15 protein-coding genes are annotated in these 26,145 nt (G+C 70.1%); 8 read left to right on the forward strand and 7 right to left on the reverse strand.

All coding sequences use genetic code 11. From position 1 onward, the window contains the following. Window positions 1-239 precede the first annotated feature (239 nt). From CXB49_RS08445 to CXB49_RS08470, 6 genes are all read left to right on the forward strand, one after another. Complete coding sequence (locus CXB49_RS08445; protein ID WP_158300681.1) at window positions 240-476, forward strand: hypothetical protein; 237 nt, start codon at window positions 240-242, stop codon at window positions 474-476. A gap of 99 nt (window positions 477-575) precedes the next feature. Continuing rightward, a complete protein-coding gene (locus tag CXB49_RS08450; protein WP_101707984.1) occupies window positions 576-971 on the forward strand; it encodes a GFA family protein in 396 nt (131 codons plus the stop codon). Between the two features lie 113 nt (window positions 972-1,084). After that, window positions 1,085-1,774 (forward strand): AraC family transcriptional regulator, encoded by a 690-nt coding sequence (locus CXB49_RS08455; protein ID WP_101707985.1) that lies wholly within the window; start codon window positions 1,085-1,087, stop codon window positions 1,772-1,774. Between the two features lie 75 nt (window positions 1,775-1,849). Then, window positions 1,850-2,185, forward strand: a complete 336-nt coding sequence (locus CXB49_RS08460; RefSeq protein ID WP_101707986.1) for a tRNA-binding protein — start codon at window positions 1,850-1,852, stop codon at window positions 2,183-2,185. A gap of 116 nt (window positions 2,186-2,301) precedes the next feature. Continuing rightward, a complete protein-coding gene (locus CXB49_RS08465; protein ID WP_101707987.1) occupies window positions 2,302-2,748 on the forward strand; it encodes a PaaI family thioesterase in 447 nt (148 codons plus the stop codon). A gap of 260 nt (window positions 2,749-3,008) precedes the next feature. Then, window positions 3,009-3,362, forward strand: coding sequence for a DOPA 4,5-dioxygenase family protein (locus CXB49_RS08470; RefSeq protein ID WP_101707988.1), 354 nt, complete (start codon window positions 3,009-3,011; stop codon window positions 3,360-3,362). Between the two features lie 28 nt (window positions 3,363-3,390). Here the strand turns inward: CXB49_RS08470 and CXB49_RS08475 are convergent, their stop codons facing one another. The 7 genes from CXB49_RS08475 to CXB49_RS08500 form a co-directional block, all read right to left on the reverse strand. Continuing rightward, window positions 3,391-4,437, reverse strand: a complete 1,047-nt coding sequence (locus CXB49_RS08475; protein ID WP_101706528.1) for an IS630 family transposase — start codon at window positions 4,435-4,437, stop codon at window positions 3,391-3,393. Window positions 4,438-4,538: 101 nt separating this feature from the next. Next, window positions 4,539-5,312, reverse strand: a complete 774-nt coding sequence (locus CXB49_RS08480) for a thioesterase II family protein (RefSeq protein ID WP_101707989.1) — start codon at window positions 5,310-5,312, stop codon at window positions 4,539-4,541. Next, on the reverse strand, window positions 5,309-6,400 hold the full coding sequence (locus tag CXB49_RS08485) for a Gfo/Idh/MocA family oxidoreductase (protein ID WP_158300682.1): 1,092 nt from the start codon (window positions 6,398-6,400) through the stop codon (window positions 5,309-5,311). The genes CXB49_RS08480 and CXB49_RS08485 overlap by 4 nt, the downstream gene beginning before the upstream one ends. After that, window positions 6,397-7,494, reverse strand: a complete 1,098-nt coding sequence (locus CXB49_RS23350; RefSeq protein WP_158300683.1) for a hypothetical protein — start codon at window positions 7,492-7,494, stop codon at window positions 6,397-6,399. Before CXB49_RS23350 ends, CXB49_RS08485 begins: the two co-directional genes overlap by 4 nt. After that, complete coding sequence (locus CXB49_RS08490; RefSeq protein ID WP_101707991.1) at window positions 7,491-12,974, reverse strand: non-ribosomal peptide synthetase; 5,484 nt, start codon at window positions 12,972-12,974, stop codon at window positions 7,491-7,493. Before CXB49_RS08490 ends, CXB49_RS23350 begins: the two co-directional genes overlap by 4 nt. After that, window positions 12,971-19,474 (reverse strand): non-ribosomal peptide synthetase, encoded by a 6,504-nt coding sequence (locus CXB49_RS08495; protein ID WP_101707992.1) that lies wholly within the window; start codon window positions 19,472-19,474, stop codon window positions 12,971-12,973. Before CXB49_RS08495 ends, CXB49_RS08490 begins: the two co-directional genes overlap by 4 nt. Then, window positions 19,471-22,392: a salicylate synthase gene (locus CXB49_RS08500; protein ID WP_199406809.1), complete on the reverse strand. Its 2,922-nt coding sequence runs from the start codon at window positions 22,390-22,392 to the stop codon at window positions 19,471-19,473. The genes CXB49_RS08495 and CXB49_RS08500 overlap by 4 nt, the downstream gene beginning before the upstream one ends. A 250-nt stretch (window positions 22,393-22,642) precedes the next feature. Between CXB49_RS08500 and CXB49_RS08505 the strand changes: the two genes are divergently transcribed. Next, window positions 22,643-24,421 carry an ABC transporter ATP-binding protein gene (locus CXB49_RS08505; RefSeq protein ID WP_101707993.1) on the forward strand — a complete coding sequence of 593 codons (1,779 nt, stop codon included), beginning with the start codon at window positions 22,643-22,645 and terminating at the stop codon, window positions 24,419-24,421. Then, entirely contained in the window at window positions 24,414-26,144 is a 1,731-nt protein-coding gene (locus CXB49_RS08510; RefSeq protein ID WP_101707994.1) for an ABC transporter ATP-binding protein, read from the forward strand. Before CXB49_RS08505 ends, CXB49_RS08510 begins: the two co-directional genes overlap by 8 nt. Window position 26,145 lies beyond the last annotated feature (1 nt).

The following is a 26,145-nucleotide window of genomic DNA, read 5'->3' on the forward strand; positions in this document are numbered from 1 at the left end:
CTAGATCAAGCGGTTTTTATTTTCTTGACATTTTTGACTGGGCAATAATGGGATGGGATCGGCTTGTGCGCTGTCTATGCTTGGCAGCAGAGGACGCCTGCGGCGGGCTATGATGAAGTTGCGCAGGTTTTCTGCGCGACGAATCCGGCAGCAAGCCACCGTACGGCGATGCCCGATGGCGCGAGCGCGCGACACCGACCTTGAACGGGACTTCGTGCCGAAGCCATGGGTGAATGATCATGAAGAAGGCGATGATGGTTTCCCTGCTGGCCATCTCCGGCGTGTGTCATGCCGGCGGCGGCGGCGGGTATGGCGGCGTGCCGTCCCTGGCGGAGCCGTTCATGCATGTGGGCGAGTGTCTGGACAAACATGGCAAGGAGATCGGCGGCACGGTGGAACAGAAGAAGGCGGGGCAGTGCGAGGTCGTCGGCATCGAGGCGATCGACAAGAAGAATGCCGAATTCGTCAAGCGATGACGGCATGATGGAGCGGGGCGTCTTCGGGCGCCTCGCCCGTTTTGCGCTGTCGGGGGCGGCATCGTTCCCCGCCCGTTCCGTCTGCATGGGAGGCTTCGGATGCTGAGGGGAAGTTGCTTGTGCGGCAGCGTGCGGTATGCGGTGCCGGACGCGTTTCTGTACGCGTTCAATTGCCATTGCGGCAATTGCCGCCGGGCCACCGGCGCCGCCTGTAAGCCCTTTGCCGGCATGGAGCGGCGCAAGCTCGACCTGCTGCAGGGGCGGGACGAGACGTTGATCTACGGCGACGACAAGGCGCACGACGTCCGTTGCCGGCGTTGCGGCTCGCTGCTGTACTCGGTGGTGCGCGATGGCGAGTTCGTCCATGTCGCCCTCGGCACATTGCTGGACGCGCCGGGCATGCTGCCGTCCGCGCACATCTTCGTCGGCTCCAAAGCCCCTTGGCACGCGATCACCGACGATTTGCCGCAGTATCCGGAACTTCCGCCGGATTGAGCGACCGGGCTGTGATTCTTTCCGTGGCGACGGCGCTTGTCGGGACCGGCTGCGCTTGCCTTGGGCACCCACTCTGCCTATCGTGTCGGTTTTGCGCCGCTTGCATCCACGCCATGTCCCGTCCCCAAGTCGAATTGCTGCATTACGGCAGCGACAGCATCCGCCATGTCCATGGCGATCACCAGCAATGGGTGATCGGCCTGGAGGGCGCGCTGGAGCTGGAGATGGACGGCGTGCTCTACCGCAACGCCGCCGGCGAGGCGGTGTGCATTCCGGCCGGGGTGGCCCATTGCTATGCCGGTGCCGCCGGCAACCGGCAGCTGGTGTTGAACCTGCCGGCCTGCGGCGGCGCGACGCGCCAATTGACCTTGCCGCCGGCCGCCAGGGAGCTGGCCGCGTGGGCGGCGCGGCATCCGTTGCCCGAGGCCAGCCAGCCGGCGCTGGCCGGCTTGTTGTTGGATTGGCTGGCGCCGTCGGCTTTTCTGCTGGCGCCGCGGCTGGATCGTTTTCTGGCTAGCCGGCTGGCGCGGCCGCTGACGGTGGCGGACATGGCGGCGGCCTGCCATTTGTCGGCCAGCCAGCTGCATGCGCGGCTGAAGACGGAGACCGGACTGACGCCTATGGCCTATCTGTGCCGGCTGCGGATGGAACGGGCGCGCAGCCTGCTGCGGACCCGGTCCGGCAGCGTGTTGGACGTGGCGCTGCAGGTCGGCTACCAGTCGGCGTCGGCGTTCGGCGCCGCCTACCGGTTGCACTTCGGCGAGCCGCCCAGCGCCGGGCGCGGCAGAGTCCGGCGCGTCTAGAGCATAGTCCTGCGAGCGCGCAGCGGCCCTTGCCTTGTCATACTTTCCGGCTGTTTCAAGGCAAGGAGAGATGAAGTGAACGAAATAGGCTGGGACGATTTTCTGAAGGTGGACTTGCGGGTGGGCACCATTGTCGGCGCCGCGCTCAATGCCCAGGCGCGCAAGCCGGCCTATGTGCTGACGGTGGATCTGGGCGAAATGGGCGTCAAGACGTCCAGCGCGCAGATTACCCACCACTATCCGCCGGACAGCCTGATAGGCCGGCGGGTGCTGTGCGTGTGCAATTTCCCGGCCAAGCGCGTCGCCGGCGTGCGTTCCGAGGTGCTGGTCACCGGCGTTTACGACGAGGCCGGCAATGTGGTGCTGGCGGAGTTCGCGCTGCCGGCGCCGAACGGCGGCCGTCTGGTTTGACGCGGTCGCCATCGCTGTCCGGCGGGCGGCCGGGCTTCGTTTTACGGTAAGGCGCTTGTCATGAAATTTGGGCGCATATACGCTATGCGCTGGACAACGCAGGTCCGGAGGATGCGATGGAGAAGCCGCCGTTATTGCTGGAGACCGTTGAGCAGGCTGAGGAGGTTTTGCGGAACGCCCCGTTCGCCACCATCTGGCATTATCAGGTAAGGCATGTGCAGGCCGGAAAAGTGGAGCTGCTTCTGCCGGCGCAGCCGCAGTTCTACCGCCCCGGCGGCATCGTGCAGGGCGGCTGCCTGATGTCTTTGGCAGACACCGCCTTCTGGCTAGCCGCGATGACCGAGCTGGGCATCGATGCGCCTATCGTCACGCTGGAAATGAAAACCAATTTCCTGCGCGGGGCGCGGGGCGACGTTTACTGTCGCGCCGAGGTGATGAAAAGCGGCAGGCGCGTCACCTACGGGACCGCCACCATCAGCGATGGCGCGGGCCAGACGCTGTCGCACCATACCCTGACCTATATCGGCGCCGAAGCCGTCGCCGCCACCACGCTGGCGATTTGAGCCGGCTCGCCGTTCGCGGCCAGCCTGCGTTGCAGCCGCAACGCAGGCTGGGTGGCGTTCCGTATGGCCGTTGCGGGCGCCTTTCCCTCTTGCCGCCGCTACCCGGTCGCGCAGCATTCGCCATGTCTCTTGCATAGTCGGGCATTTGTATTTTAAGATATGTTTTAAGATGTATTTTTCGCATCATGCTGCCCGGAAGGAGCCGGTGCGGCGAACGGTCTGTCGGGCCGGCGATGGCCGGATCCGCGGGAGAGAGGGAAATGACAAGACCAGATACGAAAATCGAGGCGTTTCACGCCCATGTGTATTTCGAGGCCGAGCAGCAGCCGCAGGCGCGGCGTTTGCGCGAGCTGATACCGTCGCGCTTCGACGTCAATCTGGGACGGTGGCGCGAGGTAGCCTACGGTCCTCACCCGACCGGGGCGTACCAGGTGGAGTTTGCCGGCGAGCTGTTCGGCGAACTGGTGCCCTGGCTGATGCTGCATCGGGACGGACTGGATATCCTGGTGCATCCGCTGACCGGCGACGATGTGGTCGACCATACCGACTACGCGATGTGGCTGGGCACGCCGCTGACGCTGAACATCGATTTCCTGCGCCGGAACAGCTATTAATCCGGCAGTCAAATACCGTACAGAAAGCTCATGCCGCGTAGCGGATTTTTTCATGCCGGAAGTACGACCGGATTCTGGCCGGCTGCTTCTGCAATGAGCGTAAATGGGACAGCACTTTCCCTTGAAGTTGACCGTCTGATCGAACCGGCTCACCTGCGCTCATTCTGGCCTTCAGGTCGCCGTTCAAGTATTCATCCGGGTTCAGTTCCGGTGAGTAGCTGGGCAGGAAGAACAACTCAATCGCCTTCTTGTTCTCTTCCTCCTCCAACCATGCTTGCACCAGCTTGCTGTGATGCACGCGCAAGTTGTCGAGGATCAAGAACACCTTCTTGCCGCCAGCATCACGGATCAGCCGCATCAGAAACTTGATCAGCACCCGGGCCGTCAAGGTCTCCCGGTACAGCATGAAGCGCATCTTGCCTTGGTTGGTAATGGCCGAAATCAAGTTGATGCGCGCTCTTTTCGATTGGGATAACACCAGAACTGGGGTTTGGCCTTTTGGGGCGTAGCCACGCGGAAAGTGCTCAACACTCGACACCGCCGATTCGTCGCCCCAGCTGATTTCAGCCATTTCCGCTTTGGCACGCGCGACGATAGCCGGGTATTCCTCCTTGAGCCATTTCTCGACTGCTGCCGGTCGCTGCTCATAAGCGCGTTTGAGCGGGCGCTGCGGCGTAAAGCCCCAGCGGGCCAAGTACAGACGGACAGTACGGATCGGCAGATCGATCAGAAACATCTGCTTGATTACAGCCTTGACCGCCTGAGCACTCCACAGGGCAAACCTCAGCTTCATCTGGTCTGGCGTGCGATCCACGATGTCCTGCTTGATCCGGGCTTCCTGCGCCTCGGTCAGCCGACGGCCGGTGCCTTCGGCGCGACCGCGCTTCTGTTCTTTGAATCCCTGCGCACCTAGTGCTGCCTCACGCACCACCCAGGCGGAAATGGTGGGGCGGCGCAGCCCGAGTTCTTCGGCAATACTGGCTTGAGACCGGCCTCGCTTGTACATCCGGATAGCGGTACGCCTCAGCTGCTCACGGGCGGCCAGTTCAAGCTTGCGCACATCGATTTTTTCCATGCCGGAAGTATACAATCTGTACGGATTATTACTGCCGGATTAATAAAATGCCATTGGAGCGGATTGGCGAGCCCGGCGCCGCCGGAACTCTAAACAGGCTCTCAGGGCGTGGACGGCCAGGCCGGCTCCGGTTCGCCCATCAGCTGGAGCAGGGCGGTGACGACGGCGCTGTTGTGGCGCAGGTAGAAATGTCCGCCGAAGAAGCCGCGCAGCTCGAAGCCCCCGTCGCCGTGGCCGGACCAGGCCGCGGCCTCGTCCTGGCTCAGCTCGGCGTCGGCGTGGCCGATGAAGGCGCTGATCGGCAGCGGCAGCGGAGGCAGCCCGGCCCGCGGGCGGTAAGTCTCGATCAGCCGGTAATCGTTGCGTATCGCGGGCAGGAACAGCGCGCGCATTTCGACCGAGGTCCGCAGCGCGGCGGCGGCCTCGTCCAGCCGAGACAACTCCTCCAGCAAGGCCTCGTCGTCGGCCAGGTGCCAGCCGCCGCCGCGATGGCGGCAAGGGGCCTCGCGCGCGGAAACCACCAGCCGCTCCGGCAGCCTCAGGCCCTGCTCGCGCAGGCGCAGGCAGATTTCGTGCGCGACGGCGGCGCCCATGCTGTGCCCGAACAGCAGATAGGGCCGGTCCAGCAGCGGCCGGATCTGCCACGCCAGTTTGTCGGCCAGCGGGCCCATCTCGTCCATCATCGGTTCGGCCAGCCTGTCCTCGTGTCCGGGGTACTGGACCGCGATCAATTCGACGTCGGTCGGCAGCAGGTGGCACCAGCTGCGGTAGAAGCTGGCGGAGCCGCCGGCGTGCGGCAGGCAGATCAGCCTGCGCTTGGCCTGCGGCCTGGGCTGATAGCAGCGGAACCATGGTGAAACGCGTGATGGATTCATGCGCCGACCTCCGCGGCCATCAACTGTCCGGCGGCCAGCGGTTCGCCCAGGCCGGATGACATCGGCGACGACGGCCCCAGCAGCGCGCCCAGCTGTTGCCAGACCTGGCAGCAGGACAGCGCGTACTGGTTGTCCGCCGTCGGCGCGATGCCGCTGACGATATTGTCGCGCATGCGCAGCAGCGCGCGGGCGATGGCGTCGGGCCAGACCCGGCGGAAGACGTCGGCGTAGCTGGCCGTCTCGGCGCGGCCCAGCAGCGTGGCGGTCGGCAGCGCCAGCGACGGCGCGTCGCTGGACAGGTCGAGCACGCCGTCGCCGCGGCGCTCCAGATGCATGCGCGGATGCCAGATGACGTGGCCGTGCGTGTCGTCCAGCCTCAGCGTGCCGCCGGTGGTGCCCAGCTCGATCCGGTGCAGCAGTAGCGTGTGGTTGTCCGGGTCCCGCGGGTCCAGTTGGTTCTGAACCCGCAGGGTCAGAGGCACGCCGCCCAGCTGGCCGCTGACGCAGGTGAACGGTCCGGCGGCGCCGTCCACGCGGTGGACCTGGAAGGACCAGGGTCGCAGCCGGCCCAGCGCGCGGCCTATGATGTCCAGCAGCGGGTATAGCACGTGGACGCTGCAGGCGGCGTCGACATAGCACGGTCTGCGCACCGCCAGCGCGCGCCTCGCCGCCGCGATGAAATTCGCCACCGGCTCCACGTCCGGATAAAAGCTGTTCAGGCGGTACTGCCTGCCGGCCCGCTTGGCGGCGTGCAGGCAGGCGGCCAGCTCCTCGGCGTGCAGCGGATGCTCCTGCAGCACGTGGACGCCGCGCGCCAGCAGCGCCTGGGCCAATTCGCCGCCGGCGCCGCCGACGATGCCGGCGCGCACGACGACGCAGGCCAGCTCGATATCGGCCGGCAACTCGTCGACCGAGCGGTATAGCGGCACACCGCGGCGGCGAGCGCAATCCTGGGCGTGCGCGCTGCCGCGCGCCAGCATGCCGGTGAGCTCGAAGGATTCGGGCAGCTGTTCGATGCCGGCCAGATAGGCCTGGCCGAAAGTGGCGCCGCAGACCACGGTCTTGATGCGGCGATCGGTGTCGCTCATAGCGCGCCTTCTTCTATGGTTGGGGTGCCGGCCATAGCCAGTTCGGCCAGATCCAGTCTTTGCCATATCGGCCAGCTCTCCAGCCTGGCCAGCGTCGGTCCTGGCAGCAGCACGTCGGCGGCGGGGCCGCCGGCCGCCGAGCCGTCCAGCAGCGCCAGCGCCGCCGCGGCCGCCACCGCGCCGCTGATCCGGTAGCTGTCCTCGGCGCGCAGCACCGCGCGCAGCCTGCGCCGACCGCCGTCGGCCCAGCCATCCATTTCCGCCACCATCCGGTAGTAGGGCCGATGGCCGGCGAGTTGCGCCTGAGCGGTCGCGGCCAGCTCCGTCGCGCCGCGTTCCAGCAGCTCCGCGTCGTCGGGCGACAGCGCCAGCAGGCCGGCGTAGCGGGCGATCAGTCGGCTCGCCGCGCCGTCGGGCGCGATATTGCGCCATTCGGCGCTGTCCAGGCCCAGGCGGGCGGCCAGTCTCTCGGTTTCGCCGCTGAGAAAGGGCTGCAGATGGACCCGGCCCGGCACGCCGACGATCTCGGCGTCGTCCTCCGGCGCCAGCGCCTGGGCGGAGAGCCTGCCGTCGCGCCAGGCGGCGCCGGCGCGGCCGAAGCCGTCCAGCGTGCTCAGCAGCACGTCGCGGGCCGCCGCCGGCGTACAGCGCTCGCGGCCGCCGGCCCAGATCTTCAGCGAGCGGGGCCGGCCGGGGAAGCGCTCGGCCATCCAGGCCGGCAGCAGCGCGGACAGGCCCGGAAACACGCCGGCCGAGTGCACGACGCGCCGCGTCGGCGCGAGTCTTGCCAGCTGCAGAGCCATGGCCTCGCCGCCGTAGGCGTCGACATAGTCGGCGCCGGCGGCCAACGCGGCCCGCAGCACCCGGTCGCCTATCAGGCTGGATGGGCCGGCGGCGTTCAGCACCAGCGCGCAGCCGGAGCAGAAGGCGGCCAGCGACGCGTCGTCGAACACGTCTACCCGCCTCCAGTCCGGCGACGCGTCGGTCGCGCCGCCGCGATGGCCGGCCCGTATCGTCAGACCCTCGACGCGCAGCAGCGCCGCCGCCGCCGATCCGACGGCGCCGGACCCGCCGACGATGCCTATCGTCGTCATCGGTCGTCCTCCGCCAGTATCAGGCCGGCGACGGCCGCGGCGCGCGGGGCCTGCAGGCAGCTGATGTGGTCGCCGTCTATATCGTCTATCCGCAATCCGCCTATGGCGATGCCGCGCCAGAAGCCGCGCATGTCGGCTTCCAGCCCGGGGAGGAAATGCAGCGACTGCGAGTCGCACAGCAGCTGCAGGTCGCCGAGGAATGGTTCCGGCCGGTAGGCGCGCACCGCCTCCAGGCTGTGGCGGAAATTGCGGAACAGCATGTCGAGCTGATCGCGGATGCCGGCCTCGATCTTGCCGGGAGCCGTCGCGGCGAGCCGGGCCATGCGCTCGGCGGGGGGCGCGCCGGCCAGCTTGCGATAGGCGTCGGCGACGTCGGACAAGTCGCCGCCCAGTTCGAGCAGGCAGCCGTCCGGCAGGTCGCCGCCATGCCGCGCCATCGCGGTCCGGACCGCGCGCGCCATCGTTGCGTCGGCCGGCGGGTGGCCGGCGGCGGCCAGGTCGGCGCCCAGCAGGCCGCCGAAGGCCCGCTCCAGCAGCAGGTCGTCGTCGACGCGGATGCCGAAGTGGTCGCTGCTGATCACGGTGGTCGGCAGCAGCGCGACGCCGGCCTCCAGCAACACGCGGGACAGTTCCAGCGCCAGCAGTCCGCCCATGCAATAGCCAATCAGGTGGAAGCGCTTCTCTGGCCTGGCCAGCAGCCGCTCGGCGTATTCGGCCGCCAGCCCGGCGATCAGCGTGCCGGCGTCCCGGTCCAGATAGATGTGGGCGTCGGGCACGGTGAAGGCCAGCAGCGAGCCGGTCCGGCGCGGCGAGTCCATCAGCAGCGGCTGCAGCGCGCGGTAGGGCGCCAGCGTGCCGCTGCCGTCGTGCAGCAGCACATGGGCCAGCCCGTCGTCGCCGCCGGCCGGCGCCAATTCGACCAACGGGTCCGGCGCGCCGCCGTCCAGGTCCGGCCCGTCGTCGCGGGGGCGGCGCAGTTTTTCGGCGATGGCCATCACCGTCGGGGACAGCAGCACCTCGCGCATCAGCCTGTCCCATTCCCAGCCGGCGGCCTCGGGCAGGCGTTCGCGCATCCGGGCCACCACCTGGGCGATCAGCAGCGAGTCGCCGCCGGCCTGGAAGAAGTCCTGCTCGCGTCCCGGCGCATGGCCGCCCAGCGCCTCGCCCCACAGCGTGGCGATGCGGGCCTCCAATTCGTCCAGCGGCTGTTCGCGCCGCGCGTCGCCGTCGGCTGGCGCGAACCCGCCCCTGGCTTTCAGCGCGGCGCGGTCCAGCTTGCCGTTGCGCGTCAGCGGCAGCGACGGCAGCCATTCCAGCCACGCCGGCTGCATCGCCTCCGGCAGCCGCTGCCGCAGGTGGCGGCGCAGATCCTGCTCGTGCAGCGCCGCCCGGGTCTCGGGGAAGCGGACGACGAACACGGTCTGACCGACGCTGGCGATCGCTTCGTCCGCCGCCGGATAGCAGCACAGCGTCTCCGCTCCGGCGCCGTCGAACAGGCGCAGCCACTGTCCGCGGTCGAAGAAGGTCTGATCCAGCTCCTCGCGCTCGTCGACGAAGCCCGACAGGCCTACCTGGAACTCCATCGAGGTCATTAGCGCGGCGATTTCCCGCGTCGCCTCTATCACCACCAGCGCGCATCCGGGCGCGCCCAGCTCGCGCAGGTTGGCCAGCACGGTGGGCGCGTGCTTGGCGTTGTGCAGCACATTGGAGCAGACGATCATGTCCCAGCTACCGGCTTGCAGGCCCTGCTCGGCATAGGGCTGGTTCAGGTCGAACAGGCCGTAGCGCACCCAGGGCTGGCCGGCGTGGCGCGCGCGCGCCTCGTTCAGGAAGAAGGGGGAGACGTCGGTGTACAGATAGTCGACGTTGATGCCATCCAGCGCCGGAATCAGCGCGCGGCTGGTGCCGCCGACGCCGGCGCCGACTTCCAGCACACGGAACGGTTTCGCCGGATCGGAGGCGGCGCGGCCGGCGGCGATTTCCGCGGCCGCCGCGCAGACCGCCGCGTTCATGCAGCGGTTGACCAGATTGTCGTTGTAGGCGGCGACGGCGGTTTCCAGGCGGCCTTCCGGGAACAGCAGGCGCAGCGGATCGACCTCGCCGCTGAGCAGGCCTGACAGGTGGGCGGCCGAGTCGCGCAGATAGCGCAGCAGCTCGCGGCTGTAGCCTACCCGGTCCTCCAGCCGCAGCAGTTCCCGCCAGGCCTGCTCGGGCTCGTCGACCGCAGGCAGGCGCGCCAGCGCGTAACCTTCGTCGTTTCCGTCCAGCCAGCCGGCCCGCTGCAGGCTGCGCAGCCAGCGCCGCAGCAGCCTGTGGTGCTGCGGCGCGGCCGATGTCGCGACGACGATGCGCTCCGGCGCATGCCGGACTGTCAGGTCGGCGAAAAGGCCGCGCGAGCGCAGCAGCGTCAGCATGTCCAAGTGCGCGACGGCATCGGCGGCGGCCACCCAGCGTTGGAAGGCCGCCAGATCGACGCCGGCGATGCTGGCCGCGCCGGCCCCTGCGACGCTGGCCGCCACTTGCCGGCGCAAGGCCGCGGTGTCCGGCTGCGGGCAGGCGACGGGCTCGACGAAGGCCGCGATCCGGCGTTCCAGAGGCGAGTCGCCGCATACCACCGCCGAGGCCATCGCCACTTGCGGATGGGCCTGCAGCGCCGCCTCGATCTCGCCCAGCTCTACCCGATGGCCGCGTATCTTCACCTGGGCGTCGTCACGGCCGAGGAACTCGATTGTCCCATCCGGCAGGTAGCGGCCGAGGTCGCCGGTCCGGTACAGCCGCTCACCGCTCGCCGGATGCGAGATGAAGCGCTCCCGGCTGCGGGCCTCGTCGTTCAGATAGCCCAGCGCCAGCCCGTCGCCGGCGATGTACAGTTCGCCGGCCACCCAGTCCGGGCGCGGCGACAGACCCCGGTCCAGCACGTGGAAGCGTTGGTTGGCCAGCGGCTTGCCGTAGGGGACGCTGCGCGCGCCGGCTGGAAGCCGTTCAATCTCGTGCCAGATGGACCAGATCGCCGCCTCGGTGGCGCCGCCCAGGCTGATCATGCGCAGCGACGGGCAATGGCGGCGCATCGCCGCCGGCAGCGGGACCGGAATCCAGTCGCCGGACAGCATGGCCAGCCGCAGCGAAGGCGGCGCGAGGCCGGGCGCGCTGTCCAGATAGCTTTGCAGCATCTGCAGCTGGGCTGGCACCGAGTTCCAGATGGTGACGCCGGCATCGGTTAGCAACTGCGCCCAGTGGCCAGGATCGCCGCGCCGCTCCGGATCCGGCAGCACCAGCGCGCCGCCGGCGGCCAGCGTGCCGAAAACATCGAATACCGACAGGTCGAAGGACAGACTGGCCAGGCCCAGCACGCGGTCGGCAGCGTTGACGCCGAAGCGGCGGCCTATGTCCCGCAGGGTGTTGACGGCGGCCTGGTGGCTGATCATCACGCCCTTGGGCTGGCCGGTGCTGCCCGAGGTGTAGATCACATAGGCCAGCGCCTTGGCCGGCACTGTCCGGCCGGTCGATTCGGTCCCCGGCGCGGGGAGGTTCCGCGGCTCGGTGGAGATGACGATCAGGCCGTCCGGGTAGCCGGCGCCGCGCCACGCCGCGTCGACCAGCACCCGCCGCACGCCGGCATCGGCCAGGATGGCGTCGCGCCGCGCCGGCGGTTGCTGCAGGTCCAGCGGCAGATAGGCGGCGCCAGCCATCAGCGCGCCGATGACGGCGGCGATCTGCGTGACGCTCTTGTCGACGGCGATGGCCACCGGCTCGCCCGGCTCCAGTCCGGATGCGGTCAGCGCCTGGGCGATCGCCCGGGCGTGCGCGGCCAGTTCGCCGTAGCTGCAGGCCTGCCCGCCGGCGATCACCGCCGTCGCCTGGGGCCGCGCGAGCGCCATGTCGAGGAAGCTCTGGTGCAGCGTCTGTTCCGGCAGCGGCATGGAGGTGGCGTTGGCCCGCTCGCGCGCGGCCAGCATGTCGTTCGGCAGGGCCGCCGGCAGTGCGTCGTCCCAGTCGGCCTCTGACGCGGCCAGCGCTCGCAGCGCGGCCTCCAGCGCGGCGAAGGCGGCTTCCGCCATGCCGTCCGGGAACACGCCTTCGCGCACGTCCCAGTTCAGCTGCAGCGCGCCGTCCCTTTCGGCGGCCTGGCAGTCCAGCCACACCTGGGGCGTCTGCGAGATGCCGTAGGACAGGCGGCCGTCCTGCATGAAACCGTCGCCGCCGCCCAGGCCCAGCGTGCTGGTGAACACCACGGGCATGATCAGGTCGCGCCGCTGGCGCTGGCGCGCCATTTCCCGCAACACGGCGACGCCGGAGAAGCCGTCGTGTTCCAGATCGGTCCACAGCCGGCGCTGCAGCCGCTCGGCGGCGGCGGCGAAGGCCTCGCCGGCGGCCGGCTGGACTTCCAGCAGATTGACCGAGGTGAAGTCGCCTATCACTTTGTCGACATCGGGATGCAGCGGCGGCCGCTTCAGCAGCGTGATGCCCAGGCTGAAGGCCGGCTGCGACGACCAGCGCGCGACGACGTCGGCGAAGGCCGCCAGAACGGCCGACGACGGCGTGATCCTGCGCGCGCCGGCGTGGCGGCAGAAGTCGCGCCAGGCCTCCGGTTCCAGCGAGAGCGCCAGGCGGCGGAAGCGGGCGGCTCCGGACGCGGCCGCGTCGTCGCGCAGCGGCAGGGCCGGGGCCTCGGGCAGCGTGTCCAGCCGCTCCAGCCAGTATTGCCGGTCGCGCTGCAGGCGGGCTTGGGCCGCCGGGCGTTCGTGCTCGGCCTGCCGGGCCAGCACCAGCTCGCGGAAGCCTATCGTCGGCAGCGGCGGCTCCCGGTCCGGGTGGCGGTACAGCAGGTCCAGCTCGGCCAGCATCAGCCGTATGCTGACGAAGTCGGCGATCAGCAGGTCCAGCGACAAGTGCAGGCGGCTGCCCGAGCCGGTCTGGCTCAGCCGCAGCGCGTGCAGCGGCCACCGGTCGGGCGGGTAGACCCGATGCGACATGTCCTCGCGCAAGGCCGCCAGCGCCTGCTTTTGGATGGCTTCCGGCTCGGCGCGCAATTCCAGCACCGGCAGCGACGGCGGCGGCACCTGTTCCAGCACCTGCTGCCAGCCGGCCGTAGAAACCACCGCCCTCAGCATGTCGTGCCGCGCGATCAAACGCCGCCACGCGGCCTGCAGCCGCTCGGGGGCCAGATGCTGGTCGAAGTCCAACTCGACATAGCCGTGGCAGCCGGTGCCGCCGTAGGCGTAGGCGTCGCTGCGGCCGACCAGGTAGGCAGCCTGGATGTCGGTCAGCGGGAAGGGCTGGTGTCGGTTGGCGGGGTCGGCGCGCGGCGCCTCGGCTTCTTCCGACAGATGGGCGATCAGTGCCGCCTTGTGTTCGCGCAGCAGCGCCTTGCGCTCTTCGGTCAGCGCGCCGTCGGGCGCGCGAAAGCGCAGCTGACCCTGTTCCACCCATAGACGGATGTCCAGGGCTTCCATTTCGGCCAGCAGGGAAATCGGATTCATATCGCACCTTCTTCGTAGACGGAGGTCGCGGCGGCGGGGGCGCCGGCCTGGATGAGCAGGGCCGCCTGGGCGGCCAGCGTGGGGGCGGAGAACAGGCTGCGCAGCGAGAACGAGCCGTCGACCATCCGGCGTTGCTTCAGGGTCTCGACCAGCCGGGTGGCGCGCAGGCTGTCGCCGCCGACGATGAAGAAATCGTCGTCGCGCGACACCGGGCCGCAGGCCAGGACCTGGCGCCAGATTTCGGCCAGCTCGCGTTCGGCCGCGCCTTCCGGCGCCTGCCGCCGCTCGGACGGTTCCAGGCCGAAGGGCATCGCCGCCAGCGCCCGGCGGTCGACCTTGCCGTTGGCGGTCAAGGGCAGCGCGTTCAGCGTCAGCCAGCGCGTCGGCACCATATGGTCAGGCAGCAGCAGGGCCAGCGCCGAGGCCAGCGCGGCCGGATCGGCGCCGGCCACCGCGGCGGCCAGCGCCGGCGGTTCGCCGACCACCCAGGCCGCCGCCTGGCGCACGCCGGGCTGGGCCAGCAGCGCGGCCTCGATCTCGCCCAGCTCGATGCGGTGGCCGCGCAGCTTGATCTGATGATCGCGGCGGCCGAGAAACTCCAGCGTGCCGTCGGGCCAGTAACGGCCGAGATCGCCGGTGCGGTACCAGCGGCCGTCCTCACGCTCGACGAAGCGCTCGGCGCTCAATTCCGGCGCGCCGCGGTAGCCGCGGGCGAGGCCGGCGCCGCCTATCCACAATTCGCCGGCGACCCAGTCCGGGCAGTCGGCGCCGGCGGCGTCGACGACGCGGAAGCGCTGGGCGGTCAGCGGGCGGCCGTAGGGCACGCGGTTCCAGTGCGGCGGAATCGGCGCGGTGGCGTCGCAGACATTGGACCAGATCGCGGCTTCGGTGGCGCCGCCCAGCGCCAGCAGCCGGGCGTTGGGCGCGCGGGCGGCCAGCCGGCCGGGCAGGTCCAGGCCGACCCAGTCGCCGGAGACCAGCGCCAGTCGAAGCGGCAGCGGCCGGGCTCTCTCCTTGGCCACCACCAGCAGCATGTCCAGCAGCATCGGCACGCTGTTCCACAGCGTGACGCCGTATTGAACGATCGCGTCCAGCCAGCGGCCGGCGTCGCGGCGCGAGGCCTCGTCGACCAGGACCAGCGCGCCGCCGGCGCCGAGCACGCCGAACAGGTCATAGACCGACAGGTCGAAGTCCAGCGCGGACACCGCCAGCATCCGGTCGTCGGGGCCGACGCCGCAGCGGCGGTTGACGTCGTCGACGGTGTTGCCGGCGGCGCGGTGGCTGAGCTCGACGCCCTTCGGTTCGCCGGTGGAGCCGGAGGTGAAGATCACATAGGCGCTGGCGTCGGGATCGTCGGCCAGCGGGCCGTCCCATGGCGGCAGCGCGTCGGCGTCGGCGATGTCCAGGCCCTGCGGGTAGTCGGCGAAGTGTGTCGCGTCGGTCAGCGTCAGCCGGATGCCGGCGCGGGCGTGCATCCGCCGCTGGCGGGCCAGCGGCTGGCCGGCGCCGACCGGAACGTAGCAGCCGCCGCAGGCCAGCACGCCGAGTACGGCGGCGGCCTGTTCCGGTCCGCGCGGCAGGGTCACCGCGACGGCTTCGCCGGGGGCGAGGCCGTCGCGGAGCAGCAGGGCGGCGACGCGACGGGCGCGCAGCGCGAGTTCGCCGAAGCGGATGGATTGACCGGAGGCGGCGTCGATCAGCGCGACGGCGTCGGGCCGCAGCCGGGCTTGTTCGAAGACCGGGCCGTGTAGCGCGCGCGGCGGCAGCGGCTGGCCGCTGGCGTTGACGGCGTCGCGGACGGCGCGCTGGGTCTGGGGCAGGGCCGGAGCGGTGGGATGCAGCCAGCTGTCTGGCTGGTCGGCCAGCCGTTCCAGCAGCTCGACATAGGCCGAGAACATCGCGTCCATCAGGCCGGCCGGGAACAGACCGTCGACCAAGTCCCAGGCGAGGATTAGCTCGCCGCGAGATTCGTACAATTGATGATCCAGCGAGACCTGCGGCGTTTCCGACAGCCCGCCGTCGGCCAGCGCCGGGAAGCCCGGCGGCGCGCCGTCGAGGAAATCGTCGGCCAGGCCCAGCGTGCTGGTGAATACCACCGGCAGCGCGGCGGCCTGCCGTCCGGTCTGCCGCGCCTTCTCGCGCTGCACCCAGATTGACGACACGGCGCGGTATTGCAGCGCGTCTGCGGTTTCCCGCTGCGATCGACGCGCCAACTCGAGAAAGCTCGCCGCCGCGTCCGGCAGGAAGGCCACCGGCGCCAGCGTGGTGAAGTCGCCGACCAGGCCGGGAATGTCCGGATGCGCGGCCGGGCGGTCGAATAGGGTCAGGTTCAGCGAATGGGCCACGCCTCCGCTCCAGCGCGCCAGTATGCAGGCATAGGCAGTCAGAAGGCTGGACGAGGCCGTCAGGCCGTGGCGACGCGCCGATTCGCGGAAGCGGCCCCAGCGCGCCGCGTCCAGCCGGGCCGACAGGCGGACGAAGCGGGAGCGGGACGGGGCGGCCGTCTCCCGCGCCATCGGCAACGCCGGCGCCGGCGGCAGCGCGTCCAGCCTTTGCCGCCAATACTGCTCGGCCTCGGCCGTCGCCTCGGCGTCTGGCCGTCGCTGGACGACGAAGTCGCGGAAGGCCAGACGGGGCGCCGGCGGCAGCGAGGCGGGGTCCTGGAAGGCCTGTTTCCATTGTGCCAGCAGCAGCTTGATGCTGTAGCCGTCCAGCGTCAGATAGTCGAAGAACACGCCGATGCGGCAACGGCCGCCGGCATAGGGCACGGCGTGCGCCGCGTGGGGCTGCCCGGCGCGCGCCGAGCTTCGTTCTTGCCAGACCGCGGCGATGGCGGCGCGAGCCGCCGCCAGGTCCGCGGTCGCGGCGTGCCTGATGATGGCGGTGTCTGGCTCGGCGCGTGGTATGGACTGCTGTCCGTCGGACGAGACGACGGCGCTCAGCATGGGGTGGCGGCGCCACAGCAACCGCCAGGCTTGCTCCAGCCGTGTCAGGTCCAGGCCGGCGCCGTCGAATTCGATCAGATAGCCGGTGCCGCAATGCTGCGGCAGCCCTTCGGACTGCCCCATCCAGTAGGCGGCCTGCACCTCGGTCAGCGGGAACGGTTGATGCAGGCGGTCCGGTTCCGGCGACAGCGACGCCTCGGACTTTTGGTTCGCGCCGCGCTGCCAGATCGTGCAGAAATCGGCCAGCCGCGGCCGGATGAACAGCTGCCGCAACGGCTGCGGCGCCCGCCATCCTTCTGCGTCCAGCCTGGCGATCAATTTGGTGGCCAGCAGGCTGTCGCCGCCGAGAACGAAGAAGCCGTCGTCGCGAGACACCGCATCCAGCCTCAGCATGTCGCGCCAGATGGCGGCCATGTCCTGTTCGATGCCCGGCCTGGGCGGCTCGCCGGCGGCCGGCGCGGAAACCGGCGGCATCGCCGCCAGCGCCCGGCGGTCGACCTTGCCGTTGGCGGTCAAGGGCAGCGCATCCAGCGTCAGCCAGCGCGTCGGCACCATATGGTCAGGCAGCAGCAAGGCCAGCGCCGAGGCCAGCGCGGCCGGATCGGCGCCGGCCACCGCGGCGGCCAGCGCCGGCGGTTCGCCGACCACCCAGGCCGCCGCCTGGCGCACGCCGGGCTGGGCCAGCAGCGCGGCCTCGATCTCGCCCAGCTCGATGCGGTGGCCGCGCAGCTTGATCTGATGATCGCGGCGGCCGAGAAACTCCAGCGTGCCGTCGGGCCAGTAACGGCCGAGATCGCCGGTGCGGTACCAGCGGCCGTCCTCACGCTCGATGAAGCGCTCGGCGCTCAATTCCGGCGCGCCGCGGTAGCCGCGGGCGAGGCCGGCGCCGCCTATCCACAATTCGCCGGCGACCCAGTCCGGGCAGTCGGCGCCGGCGGCGTCGACGACGCGGAAGCGCTGGGCGGTCAGCGGGCGGCCGTAGGGCACGCGGTTCCAGTGCGGCGGAATCGGCGCGGTGGCGTCGCAGACATTGGACCAGATCGCGGCTTCGGTGGCGCCGCCCAGCGCCAGCAACCGGGCGTTGGGCGCGCGGGCGGCCAGCCGGCCGGGCAGGTCCAGGCCGACCCAGTCGCCGGAGACCAGCGCCAGCCGCAGCGGCAGCGGCCGGGCTCTCTCCTCGGCCACCACCAGCAGCATGTCCAGCAGCATCGGCACGCTGTTCCACAGCGTGACGCCGTATTGAACGATCGCGTCCAGCCAGCGGCCGGCGTCGCGGCGCGAGGCTTCGTCGACCAGGACCAGCGCGCCGCCGGCGCCGAGCACGCCGAACAGGTCATAGACCGACAGGTCGAAGTCCAGCGCGGACACCGCCAGCATCCGGTCGCCGGGGCCGACGCCGCAGCGGCGGTTGACGTCGTCGACGGTGTTGCCGGCGGCGCGGTGGCTGAGCTCGACGCCCTTCGGTTCGCCGGTGGAGCCGGAGGTGAAGATCACATAGGCGCTGGCGTCGGGATCGTCGGCCAGCGGGCCGTCCCATGGCGGCAGCGCGTCGGCGTCGGCGATGTCCAGGCCCTGCGGGTAGTCGGCGAGGTGTGTCGCGTCGGTCAGCGTCAGCCGGATGCCGGCGCGGGCGTGCATCCGCCGCTGGCGGGCCAGCGGCTGGCCGGCGCCGACCGGAACGTAGCAGCCGCCGCAGGCCTGCACGCCGAGTACGGCGGCGGCCTGTTCCGGTCCGCGCGGCAGGGTCACCGCGACGGCTTCGCCGGGGGCGAGGCCGTGGCGGAGCAGCAGGGCGGCGACGCGACGGGCGCGCAGCGCGAGTTCGCCGAAACGGATGGATTGACCGGAGGCGGCGTCGATCAGCGCGACGGCGTCGGGCCGCAGCCGGGCTTGTTCGAAGACCGGGCCGTGTAGCGCGCGCGGCGGCAGCGGCTTGCCGCTGGCGTTGACGGCGTCGCGGACGACGCGCTGGGTCTGGGGCAAGGCCGGAACGGCGGGATGCAGCCAGCTGTCTGGCTGGTCGGCCAGCCGTTCCAGCAGCTCGACATAGGCCGAGAACATCGCGTCCATCATGCCGGCCGGGAACAGCTCGTCCACCGCGTCCCAGGCCAGCAGCAGGCCGTCGGCGGTCTCGTAGACCTGGTGGTCCAGCCAGACCTGCGGCGTCTGGGAAATCATGTGGCCCAACCGGCCCAGCGCCGACTCGGCCTCGTCGGTCAGCAAGGGCATGCCCAGATTGCATGCGAACACCACCGGCGCGGCGACGCGGCCGGCCAGATCGCGTAGCGCCCGGACCGCTGAATAGGCGCTGTGGGCGATGTCGCGGTGCAGCTGTTTTTGCACCGCGTGGGCGCGCTGTTCGAAACTGGACGCGGCGTCGGCGTCGATTTCCAGCAACAGCAGATTGGTGAAGTCGGCGACCACGTCGGCGAGCGCCTCGCCGTGGCGGTCGAACAACGGCAGGTTCAGCAGGAAGTGCGGGTTGGCGCTCCAGCGCGCCAGGACCTCGGCATAGGCGGTCGCCAGCGTCACCGCCGGCGTCACTTGCGCCGTGGCGGCGCGCTCGCGCAAGCGCCGCCAACGTCCGGCGTCCAGCAAGGCCTGTCGACGGACGAAGCGGGGCCGGGAAATCGTCTCCGGCGCGCGGCGCAACGGCAGCGCCGGTCCGGATGGAAGGCTGTCCAGTCGCTGCCGCCAGTAGTCGCGGGCCGTTTCCTCGCCGGCGCCGCCGGCGCGGGTCCGTTGCAAATGGCGGCCGAAATGCCAGGCGGCCGGCGCCGCCGGCAGCGCTTCGCCGCGGTAGAGCCGAGCCAGGTCGCGCAGGAGGATCTGCAGGCTTTGCACGTCGGCCACCAGCAGGTCGATGTCGAAATGCAGGCGCGCGCGGCCGCCGGGCAGCAGGCTGAGCGCCAGGCCGGCGTTCCGCCCGGCTTCGACGTCCAGCCTGCGGTGAGAGCGTTGTTCCCGCACGCCGGCCAGCGCCTCGGTCAGCGTGTCGGCCGACAGGCCGCGCCAGTCGAATACCTCGACGGCGTCGTCGGCGGGGGCCGGTCGTATGCTTTGCCTGCCCTGCGCGTCGAAGCGGGCCCGCAGCATGCCGTGGCGGGCCAGCAACTCGCGCCAGGCCCGGCGCAGCCGCGCCGGATCGATGTCGGCCCCGTCCAGCTCCAGATAGGCGTGGCAGCCGACGCCGCCGAGCACCTGCTCGTCGCCGCGGCCTATCCAGTAGGCGTGCTGGACGTCGGTCAGCGCGAACGGCGCGGCGGGGTCGCCGTCGGTCTCGGGCGCCGGCGGCGGCGCCGGCTCGGCCCGGACGGCGCCGAGCAGCGGCCACCATGCGCCCAGGCTGGGCTGCTCCATCAATTGCGGAAAGGTGACCCTGGCCCCGGCCCGGCGCCAGGCGGCGATCAGCTGCATCAAGCTCAGCGAGTCGAGTCCGGCCTCGATCAGATGCGTGTCGTCGGACAGCGGGACGGCCGGATCGGGCAACTGGGCCCGTATCTGCGCGCGTATGCCTTCGCGGTCGGACAGCGGCGTATTGGCGGTGGAGCTCATGGCTGGCGGCCTCCGGCGATCAGAAAATGGGAGACGCTGGCGAGTTTTTCCCGGGTTTCTTCCAGCTCGCGTTCGGGTGTCGACATTTCGACGATGCCGGCGCCGGCCTGTATCCAGGCGCGTTGGCCGTCGCGATAGACCGAGCGCAGTACCAGGGCGGCGTCCAACATGCCGTCGCAGTCGGCGATCAGCACGCAGCCGCTGTACAGGCCGCGAGGACGGCCCTCCAGCGCGGCGATGGCCTCGATGGCCTCGCGTTTGGGGATGCCGGAGGCGGTCACGGCCGGAAACAGCGACTGGAAGGCGGACCAGCTGTCGCAGCCGTAGGCCAGCTGGCCGGCCACCCGAGAGGCCAGGTGCTGGACACTGCCACGCAGCGACACATTCATGAATTCGCGCACGACGATGCTGCCGACGCGGCAGATCCGCGCCATTTCGTCGGCCGCCAACTTGACCGACGACGCGTGCTCGGCGATTTCCTTGGGATCGTGGTAGAGCTCGGTGCGCAGCCTGGCCTGCTCGTCGGCGTCACGGCCGCGCGAGCGCGTGCCGGCCAGCGGCTGGGTGGAGACCAGGCCGTCGGCCGACACCTCGACCACGGTCTCCGGGCTGAAGCCGGTGCAGGCGAAGCCGGGCCGGGACAGCAGGAAGGAGCGGGCGGGCTGATTGCCGCTGCGCCCGCTCAGATAGGTGGAGACCAGGTCCAGCGGGGTCGAAACCGTCAATTCGCGGGACAGGATCACCTTGTGGTAGGCGCGGGCGCGGATCTGCTCGACGGCGGTCGCCACCGCCCGGCGGTAGGCCGGATCGTCGTCCGACAGGTCGAAGGCCACCGGGCATCCGTCGTCCGGTGCCGCGTCCCGGGCGTCGGCGGCGGCCACGCTGTCGATCCAGGCCGGCAGCGCGCGCGCGCGCAGCGTTCGCAGCCGGGCCAGGCCCTGGCGCAACCGGATCTCGGTTTCCGGGACGACCAGGCTCATCAGCGGGCGATCCTGCCTATCCAGCGGCAGGCCGGCGAAGTGGCGGGACAATTCGAATTCGGCGGTGCCGTACAGCCGCCAGCCTGCGATGTCCAGGCTGGCGAGCGCCTCGCCCAGCACCGCGGAGAACGAGGCAGCGTTGGCGGACCAGCGTTGGCGCGATTCGCCGCGGACCAGCTCTATCGCGTCGGCGCGGACGATGATTTCGGCGGCGACCCCTATGCCCAGCGACCATTCGCCGCCGCGCTCGTACACGGTGTAGGTCTGGCCGTCCAGCGTGCGGGCCAGTGCGGCGGCCAGCGCCAGCGGCGCATGGCGTATGGCCAGCGCCTCCTCCTGGTAGCGGTCCTGCTGCGGCTCGGCGGCCAATTCGGCCAGCTTGCGCTTGTCTATCTTGCCGACCGCCGTCAGCGGCCAGGCGGCGACGCGCAGCAGCTGGTCGGGCAGTTTGTGCCGCGGTAGGCCGCGGCCGCGCAGGAAGTCGTGGACCGCGCGCAAGCTGGGCGGCGCGTCGGTGAGCAGGCAGGCGCAGCTGCGCTCTCCCAGCGTCCCGTCGGCCATCGCGATCAGCGCGACGTCGCGTATTGACGGCAGCTCGCGCAGGTGGCTCTCGATTTCCGCCGCCGATATTTTTTCGCCGGCGCGGTTGATCAGCTCCTTGATCCGTCCCTCGACCACGAGGTTGCCGTCGGGTCGGCGGCGCACCAGATCGCCGGTGCGGTAGAAGCCGTCTTCGGTGAAGGCGGCCGCGTTGGCCGCCGGCGCGCGGTAATAGCCGCGTATGGTGTAGGGACCGCGCGTTTGCAATTCGCCGGCCTCGCCGTCCGGCAGCTCGCGGCCGTCCGGGCCGACGATGCGGATTTCGTCGGCCGCCGACAGCGGGCGCCCCTGGGTGTTGAGCACCACTTCCTCGGGATCATCCGGCCGGGTATAGCACAGCAGGCCCTCGGCCATGCCGAAGACCTGCTGCAGCGTGCAGCCCAGCCTGGCGTGGACGCGGCGGGCCAGCTCGGGTCCGAGCCGGGCGCCGCCGACCTGCAGCAGCCGCAGGCTGGACAGATCGCCCATGCCCCATTCGTGTGCCTGCAGCCACAGCGGCAGCATCGCCGGCACCAGCGCGGTCGCGGTGACTCGTTCTCGCTCTATCAGTTCGAAGGCCACGTCGCTGCTCGGCGAGGCGGCGAACACCACCCGGCCGCCCATCGCCAGCGTGCCGATCAGGCCGGGGCAGGCCAGCGGGAAATTGTGGGCGATAGGCAGCGCCGCCAGATAGACGCTGTCCTGGTCCAGGCCGCACAGCCTGGCCGATTCCTGCGCGTTGTAGCCATAGTCGGCGTGTGTGCGCGGAATCAGCTTGGGCGTGCCGGTGGTGCCGCCCGATTGCAGCAGCAGGGCGATGTCGCCGGCCGCAGGCTCCGACCAGTCACGGGCCGCGCCGCCAAGGCTGGACAGAGGAATGCCGACTTCCCCGTCGGTGATCAGGTGGCGGAGGGCGGGGTGGCGCTTGCGCAGCGCCTGGGCCATTTCGTAGTGGTCGAAGCCCATGAAGCGCTCGGGCACGATGCAGGCCTTGGGCTGGGCCAGCGCGCACAGGCCATCCAGATCGCCGATGCGCTGCGCCGGCATCGCCAGCAGCGGCACCGCGCCCAGACGGAGCAGCGCGAACAGCGATTCGGCGAAGGCCACCCCGTTGGGAAGCTGCAGCAGCACACAATCGCCTTTGCCTATGCCCAGCTCCGCCAGGCCGGCGGCCAGGCTGTCCGCGCGCTTGTCGAGCTCGGCGAAGCTGACGCGCCGTTGCTCGTCCACCAGCGCCGTGCGTTGGCCGTGACGCCTGGCCCACTCGTGTAGATGGCGGCCCAACGGCACAGTGGGCCATGGGGTCGGGTGGCGGATCGGCGCCGTCGGATTCGGACGCGTTGCGGCATTCGCTTCCACTGAAGTCTCCTTGAGGACGGTTTTGGTTGAGAGCAAAGACAAGAATCATTCCACTCGAGTGTCGGCTTTACCGCCCAAATGTGGATAGCATTGCCCGAATCGGGATTTTTGTCGGACACGCCGTGGTGCGGAATCTACCGTTTCGGGCCGCGCCGTCCCGATACGGGTAGCGCGCACGGCGCATGGCGGAATACAACATCGTCATTCGCCGATGCCCGTCTTCGACGCTCATATGAAAGCCGCTGCCCAAATGAAAAACGCGACCGATTCCCCGTTCGCCAGCCTGCTGTCCCTGCTTGCCGGATACCGGCTGAAGCTGGGGGTGGCCGTCTTGCTGGCCATCGCCGCCGCTGGACTGGAATTGCTGCCCTACGGATTGTTGTGCGCCTCGTTCGGCCTCTTGCTGGCCGGCGCCGGCGCGGACGCCTTCCTGCGGTTGTGCCTGTGGCTGGCGCTGGCGCTGGCCGGCAAGTACCTGCTTTATTCCATCGCCTACTTCCTCAGCCATGGCGCCGCCTACCAGATCTTGATGCAGACCCGGCAGCGGCTGGCGCGGCGGATGGCCTGGGCGCCGCTGCCTTGGCTGCAGCGGCACGGTTCCGGCGAGTTGAAGAAGTTGCTGATGCAGGATGTGGAGCGGCTGGAGCAGTTCATCGCCCATCATCTGGTCGAGATGGCGGCGGCGCTGGCGGCGCCGGCGCTGACGGCCGCGGTGCTGGTATGGCTGGACTGGCGGCTGGCGCTGGCGGCGCTGGCCACCCTGCCGCTGGCCATACTGTTCCAGACCTTTGCGCTGGGCGACATGGACGCGCGAATGCACCGGTACCAACAGGCGGTCGCCGACTTGAACAACGCCTCTGTGGAGTATCTGCGCGGCATCGCCGTGATGCGCGCTTTTCGGCAGGACGCCCGCTCGTCAGAGCGGATGCGCGGCGCCTTGCGACGCTACGGCGAGCTGATCGAGGGCGTGACGCGCGGCACGGTGCCGGGCTGGTCGGTGTTCATGGTGCTGCTGAACGCCAATATCGTGTTTCTGCTGCCGCTGGGTCTGTGGCTGCTGCAGCGCGGCGAGATCGATCTGTCCGGCCTGTTGCTGGCCGTGTTGCTGGGCAACGGCATGCTGAAGCCGCTGTTCAAACTGATGCGTTTCCAGGGCCAGATACGCGAAATCCTCGATGGCGTTGCCCGCATGCTGCCGTTGCTGGCCCTGCGTCCGCCCGAGGCCGGCGACGGCGGCTCGCCCGACGGTCGCGACGTGGCGTTGGAGGGCGTCAGCTTCCGCTACGGCGAGCGCGCCGCGCTGCGCGACTGCACGCTGAGCGCTCCGGCCGGGAGCATGACGGCGCTGGTTGGCCCGTCCGGCGCCGGCAAGAGCACGGTGGCGGCCTTGCTGGGCGGCCTGATCGAGGCGCAGCAGGGCAGGGTTCGGATAGGCGGCGCCGATCTGGCCGGGCTGGACGAGGCCCGGCGAGCCGGCCTGGTCGCGGTGGCGTCGCAGCATCCCTTCCTGTTCCGCGGCAGCCTGCTGGACAATCTGAAGCTGGCCAATCCCAACGCCGACGAAGCGGCCTTGCGCCGCGCGCTGCGCATCGCCCAGGCCGAGGAGCTGGTCGACGCCTTGCCGGACGGGGTGAACTGCGTGGTGGGCGAGCGGGGCGATGGTCTGTCCGGCGGCGAGCGGCAGCGGATCGCGATCGCCCGCGCGCTGCTGGCGGACACGCCGGTGCTGGTGCTGGACGAGTGCACCGCCTTCGCCGACAGCCGGACCGAGCAGCGCTTTTTCCGCCAGCTTCGGGAGGAGTGCTCCGGCAAGACCCTGCTGGTGATCGCCCACAGGCTTTACACGATAAGCGACGCCGACCGCATCGTGGTGCTGGACGGCGGCGAGGCGGTCGACGCCGGCCGCCACGACGAGTTGCTGGAGCGCTGCTCCCTCTACCGGGACATGTGGCAGGCGCAGGCGCTGGCGGAGAGCTGGGCCCTGGCCGGGACTGAGGGGGCGGTCGCAATGGAGGACGGTCATGCTTGATTTTCTGAACGCATGCCGCAGGGTGGTCTCGGCCAGCGGACACGATGTTTCCCGGATACGGACCGGCATGGCGATGCGGGCGCTGGAGCGGATCTGCGCCGTCGCGCCCTATTTCCTCGCCTGGCGGTGGTTGTCCGACCCGGCCGGTGTCACCTGGTGGAGCGCCGCGCTGTGGCTGGTCCCGATCCTGATCGCGCAGATGGCCTGCTCCTACCTGGGGCAGCTGCAATGCTTCCTCGGCAGCTACGCGATGACGCTGGACTATCGCCGGCGGCTGATCGACCATCTGCGGCGTCTGCCGCTGGGCGCGTTCGGACGCCGGCGGCTCGGCGAATGGGTGGCCGCCTTGACCGACGACGTGAAGCGCGTAGAGGACGCCTTCACCCATCTGGCGGCGGAGCTGCTGGCCGCGCTGGTGGCGCCGGCGCTATGCGCGGCGGCGCTGTGCTGGGTGGACTGGAGGCTGGGCACGCTGCTGGTGACCGCATTGCCGCTAGGCATGCTGGCGCTGGCCGCCTCCGACCGTTTCTTCCGCGCCAGCGGCGCGCGCAAGCAGGCGCTGTTCGCCGAATCCAGCGGTCTGGTGGTTGAATATGTCGGCGGCCTGGCCACGTTGAAACTGTTCAACCAGACCGAGGCCTGGCTGAGCGGGCTGGACGACCGCTTCGACCGGCTGCGGCGGCAAAGCATGGGGGCGGAGGCATGGGGCGGGGGCTCGATCCAGGCTTACAGGCTGGCGCTGGAGGCCGGCCTGCTGCTGCTGATCGCCGCCGCCGCCGATCTGCTGCAAGGCGGCGAACTGACGGCGCCGGTCTGGCTGTTGTTCGTGCTGCTGGCCTACAAGATGCTGGACCCGCTGCTCGACGCCGCCGCGTTCTGGGTGGAGTTGAAGCTGATGGTGCAGAGCGAGGCCAGGCTGCAGGCGATGCTGGACGAGCCCGAGCAGGCCGAGGGCGCGCCGGACGCCGAACCGGTCGGCTGCCGACTGGCCTTCGAGCATGTGGCGTTCGGCTACGGCGAGGCCGACGTGCTGCGTGATCTGTCCTTCGTCGCCGAGCAGGGCCAGGTCACCGCGATAGTCGGGACTTCCGGCTCGGGCAAGAGCACCGCGCTCAATCTGCTGGCGCGCTTCTACGATCCGCGGCGCGGCCGCGTGACGCTGGGCGGGCGGGATCTGCGCGAGCTGAGTTTCGACAGGCTGTACGGCTGCCTCGGCTTCGTGTTCCAGGATGTGCAGCTGTTCGACGGCAGCATTCTGGACAATGTCCGGATAGGTCGGCCGGACGCCGACGACGAGGAGGTGATGGAGGCCTGCCGCCAGGCCTGCTGCGAGCCGTTCGTCAAACGCTTGCCGGACGGCTACGCCAGCCGGATAGGCGAGAACGGCCAGCAGCTGTCGGGCGGAGAGCGTCAGCGCTTGTCCATCGCCCGCGCGATGCTGAAAAACGCGCCGGTGCTGCTGTTGGACGAGGCCACCGCCTCGGTCGATCCGCAGTCCCAGCACATGGTGCAACAGGCGCTGGCCCGGCTGATGGCGGGGCGCACCGTCGTGGTCGTCGCCCACAGGCTGCAGACGGTCAGGCACGCCGACCGCATCGTGGTGCTGGAAAACGGGGCGGTCAGCGAAACCGGGAGGCACGAGGAGCTGATGGACGCAGGCGGCCTGTACGCCGAACTGTGGCGCCGGCAGCACCGGGCGTTGGAGGCCGCAGAGGAGGTCTGAC

Source organism: Chromobacterium sp. ATCC 53434 (assembly GCF_002848345.1).
GTDB lineage: Bacteria > Pseudomonadota > Gammaproteobacteria > Burkholderiales > Chromobacteriaceae > Chromobacterium.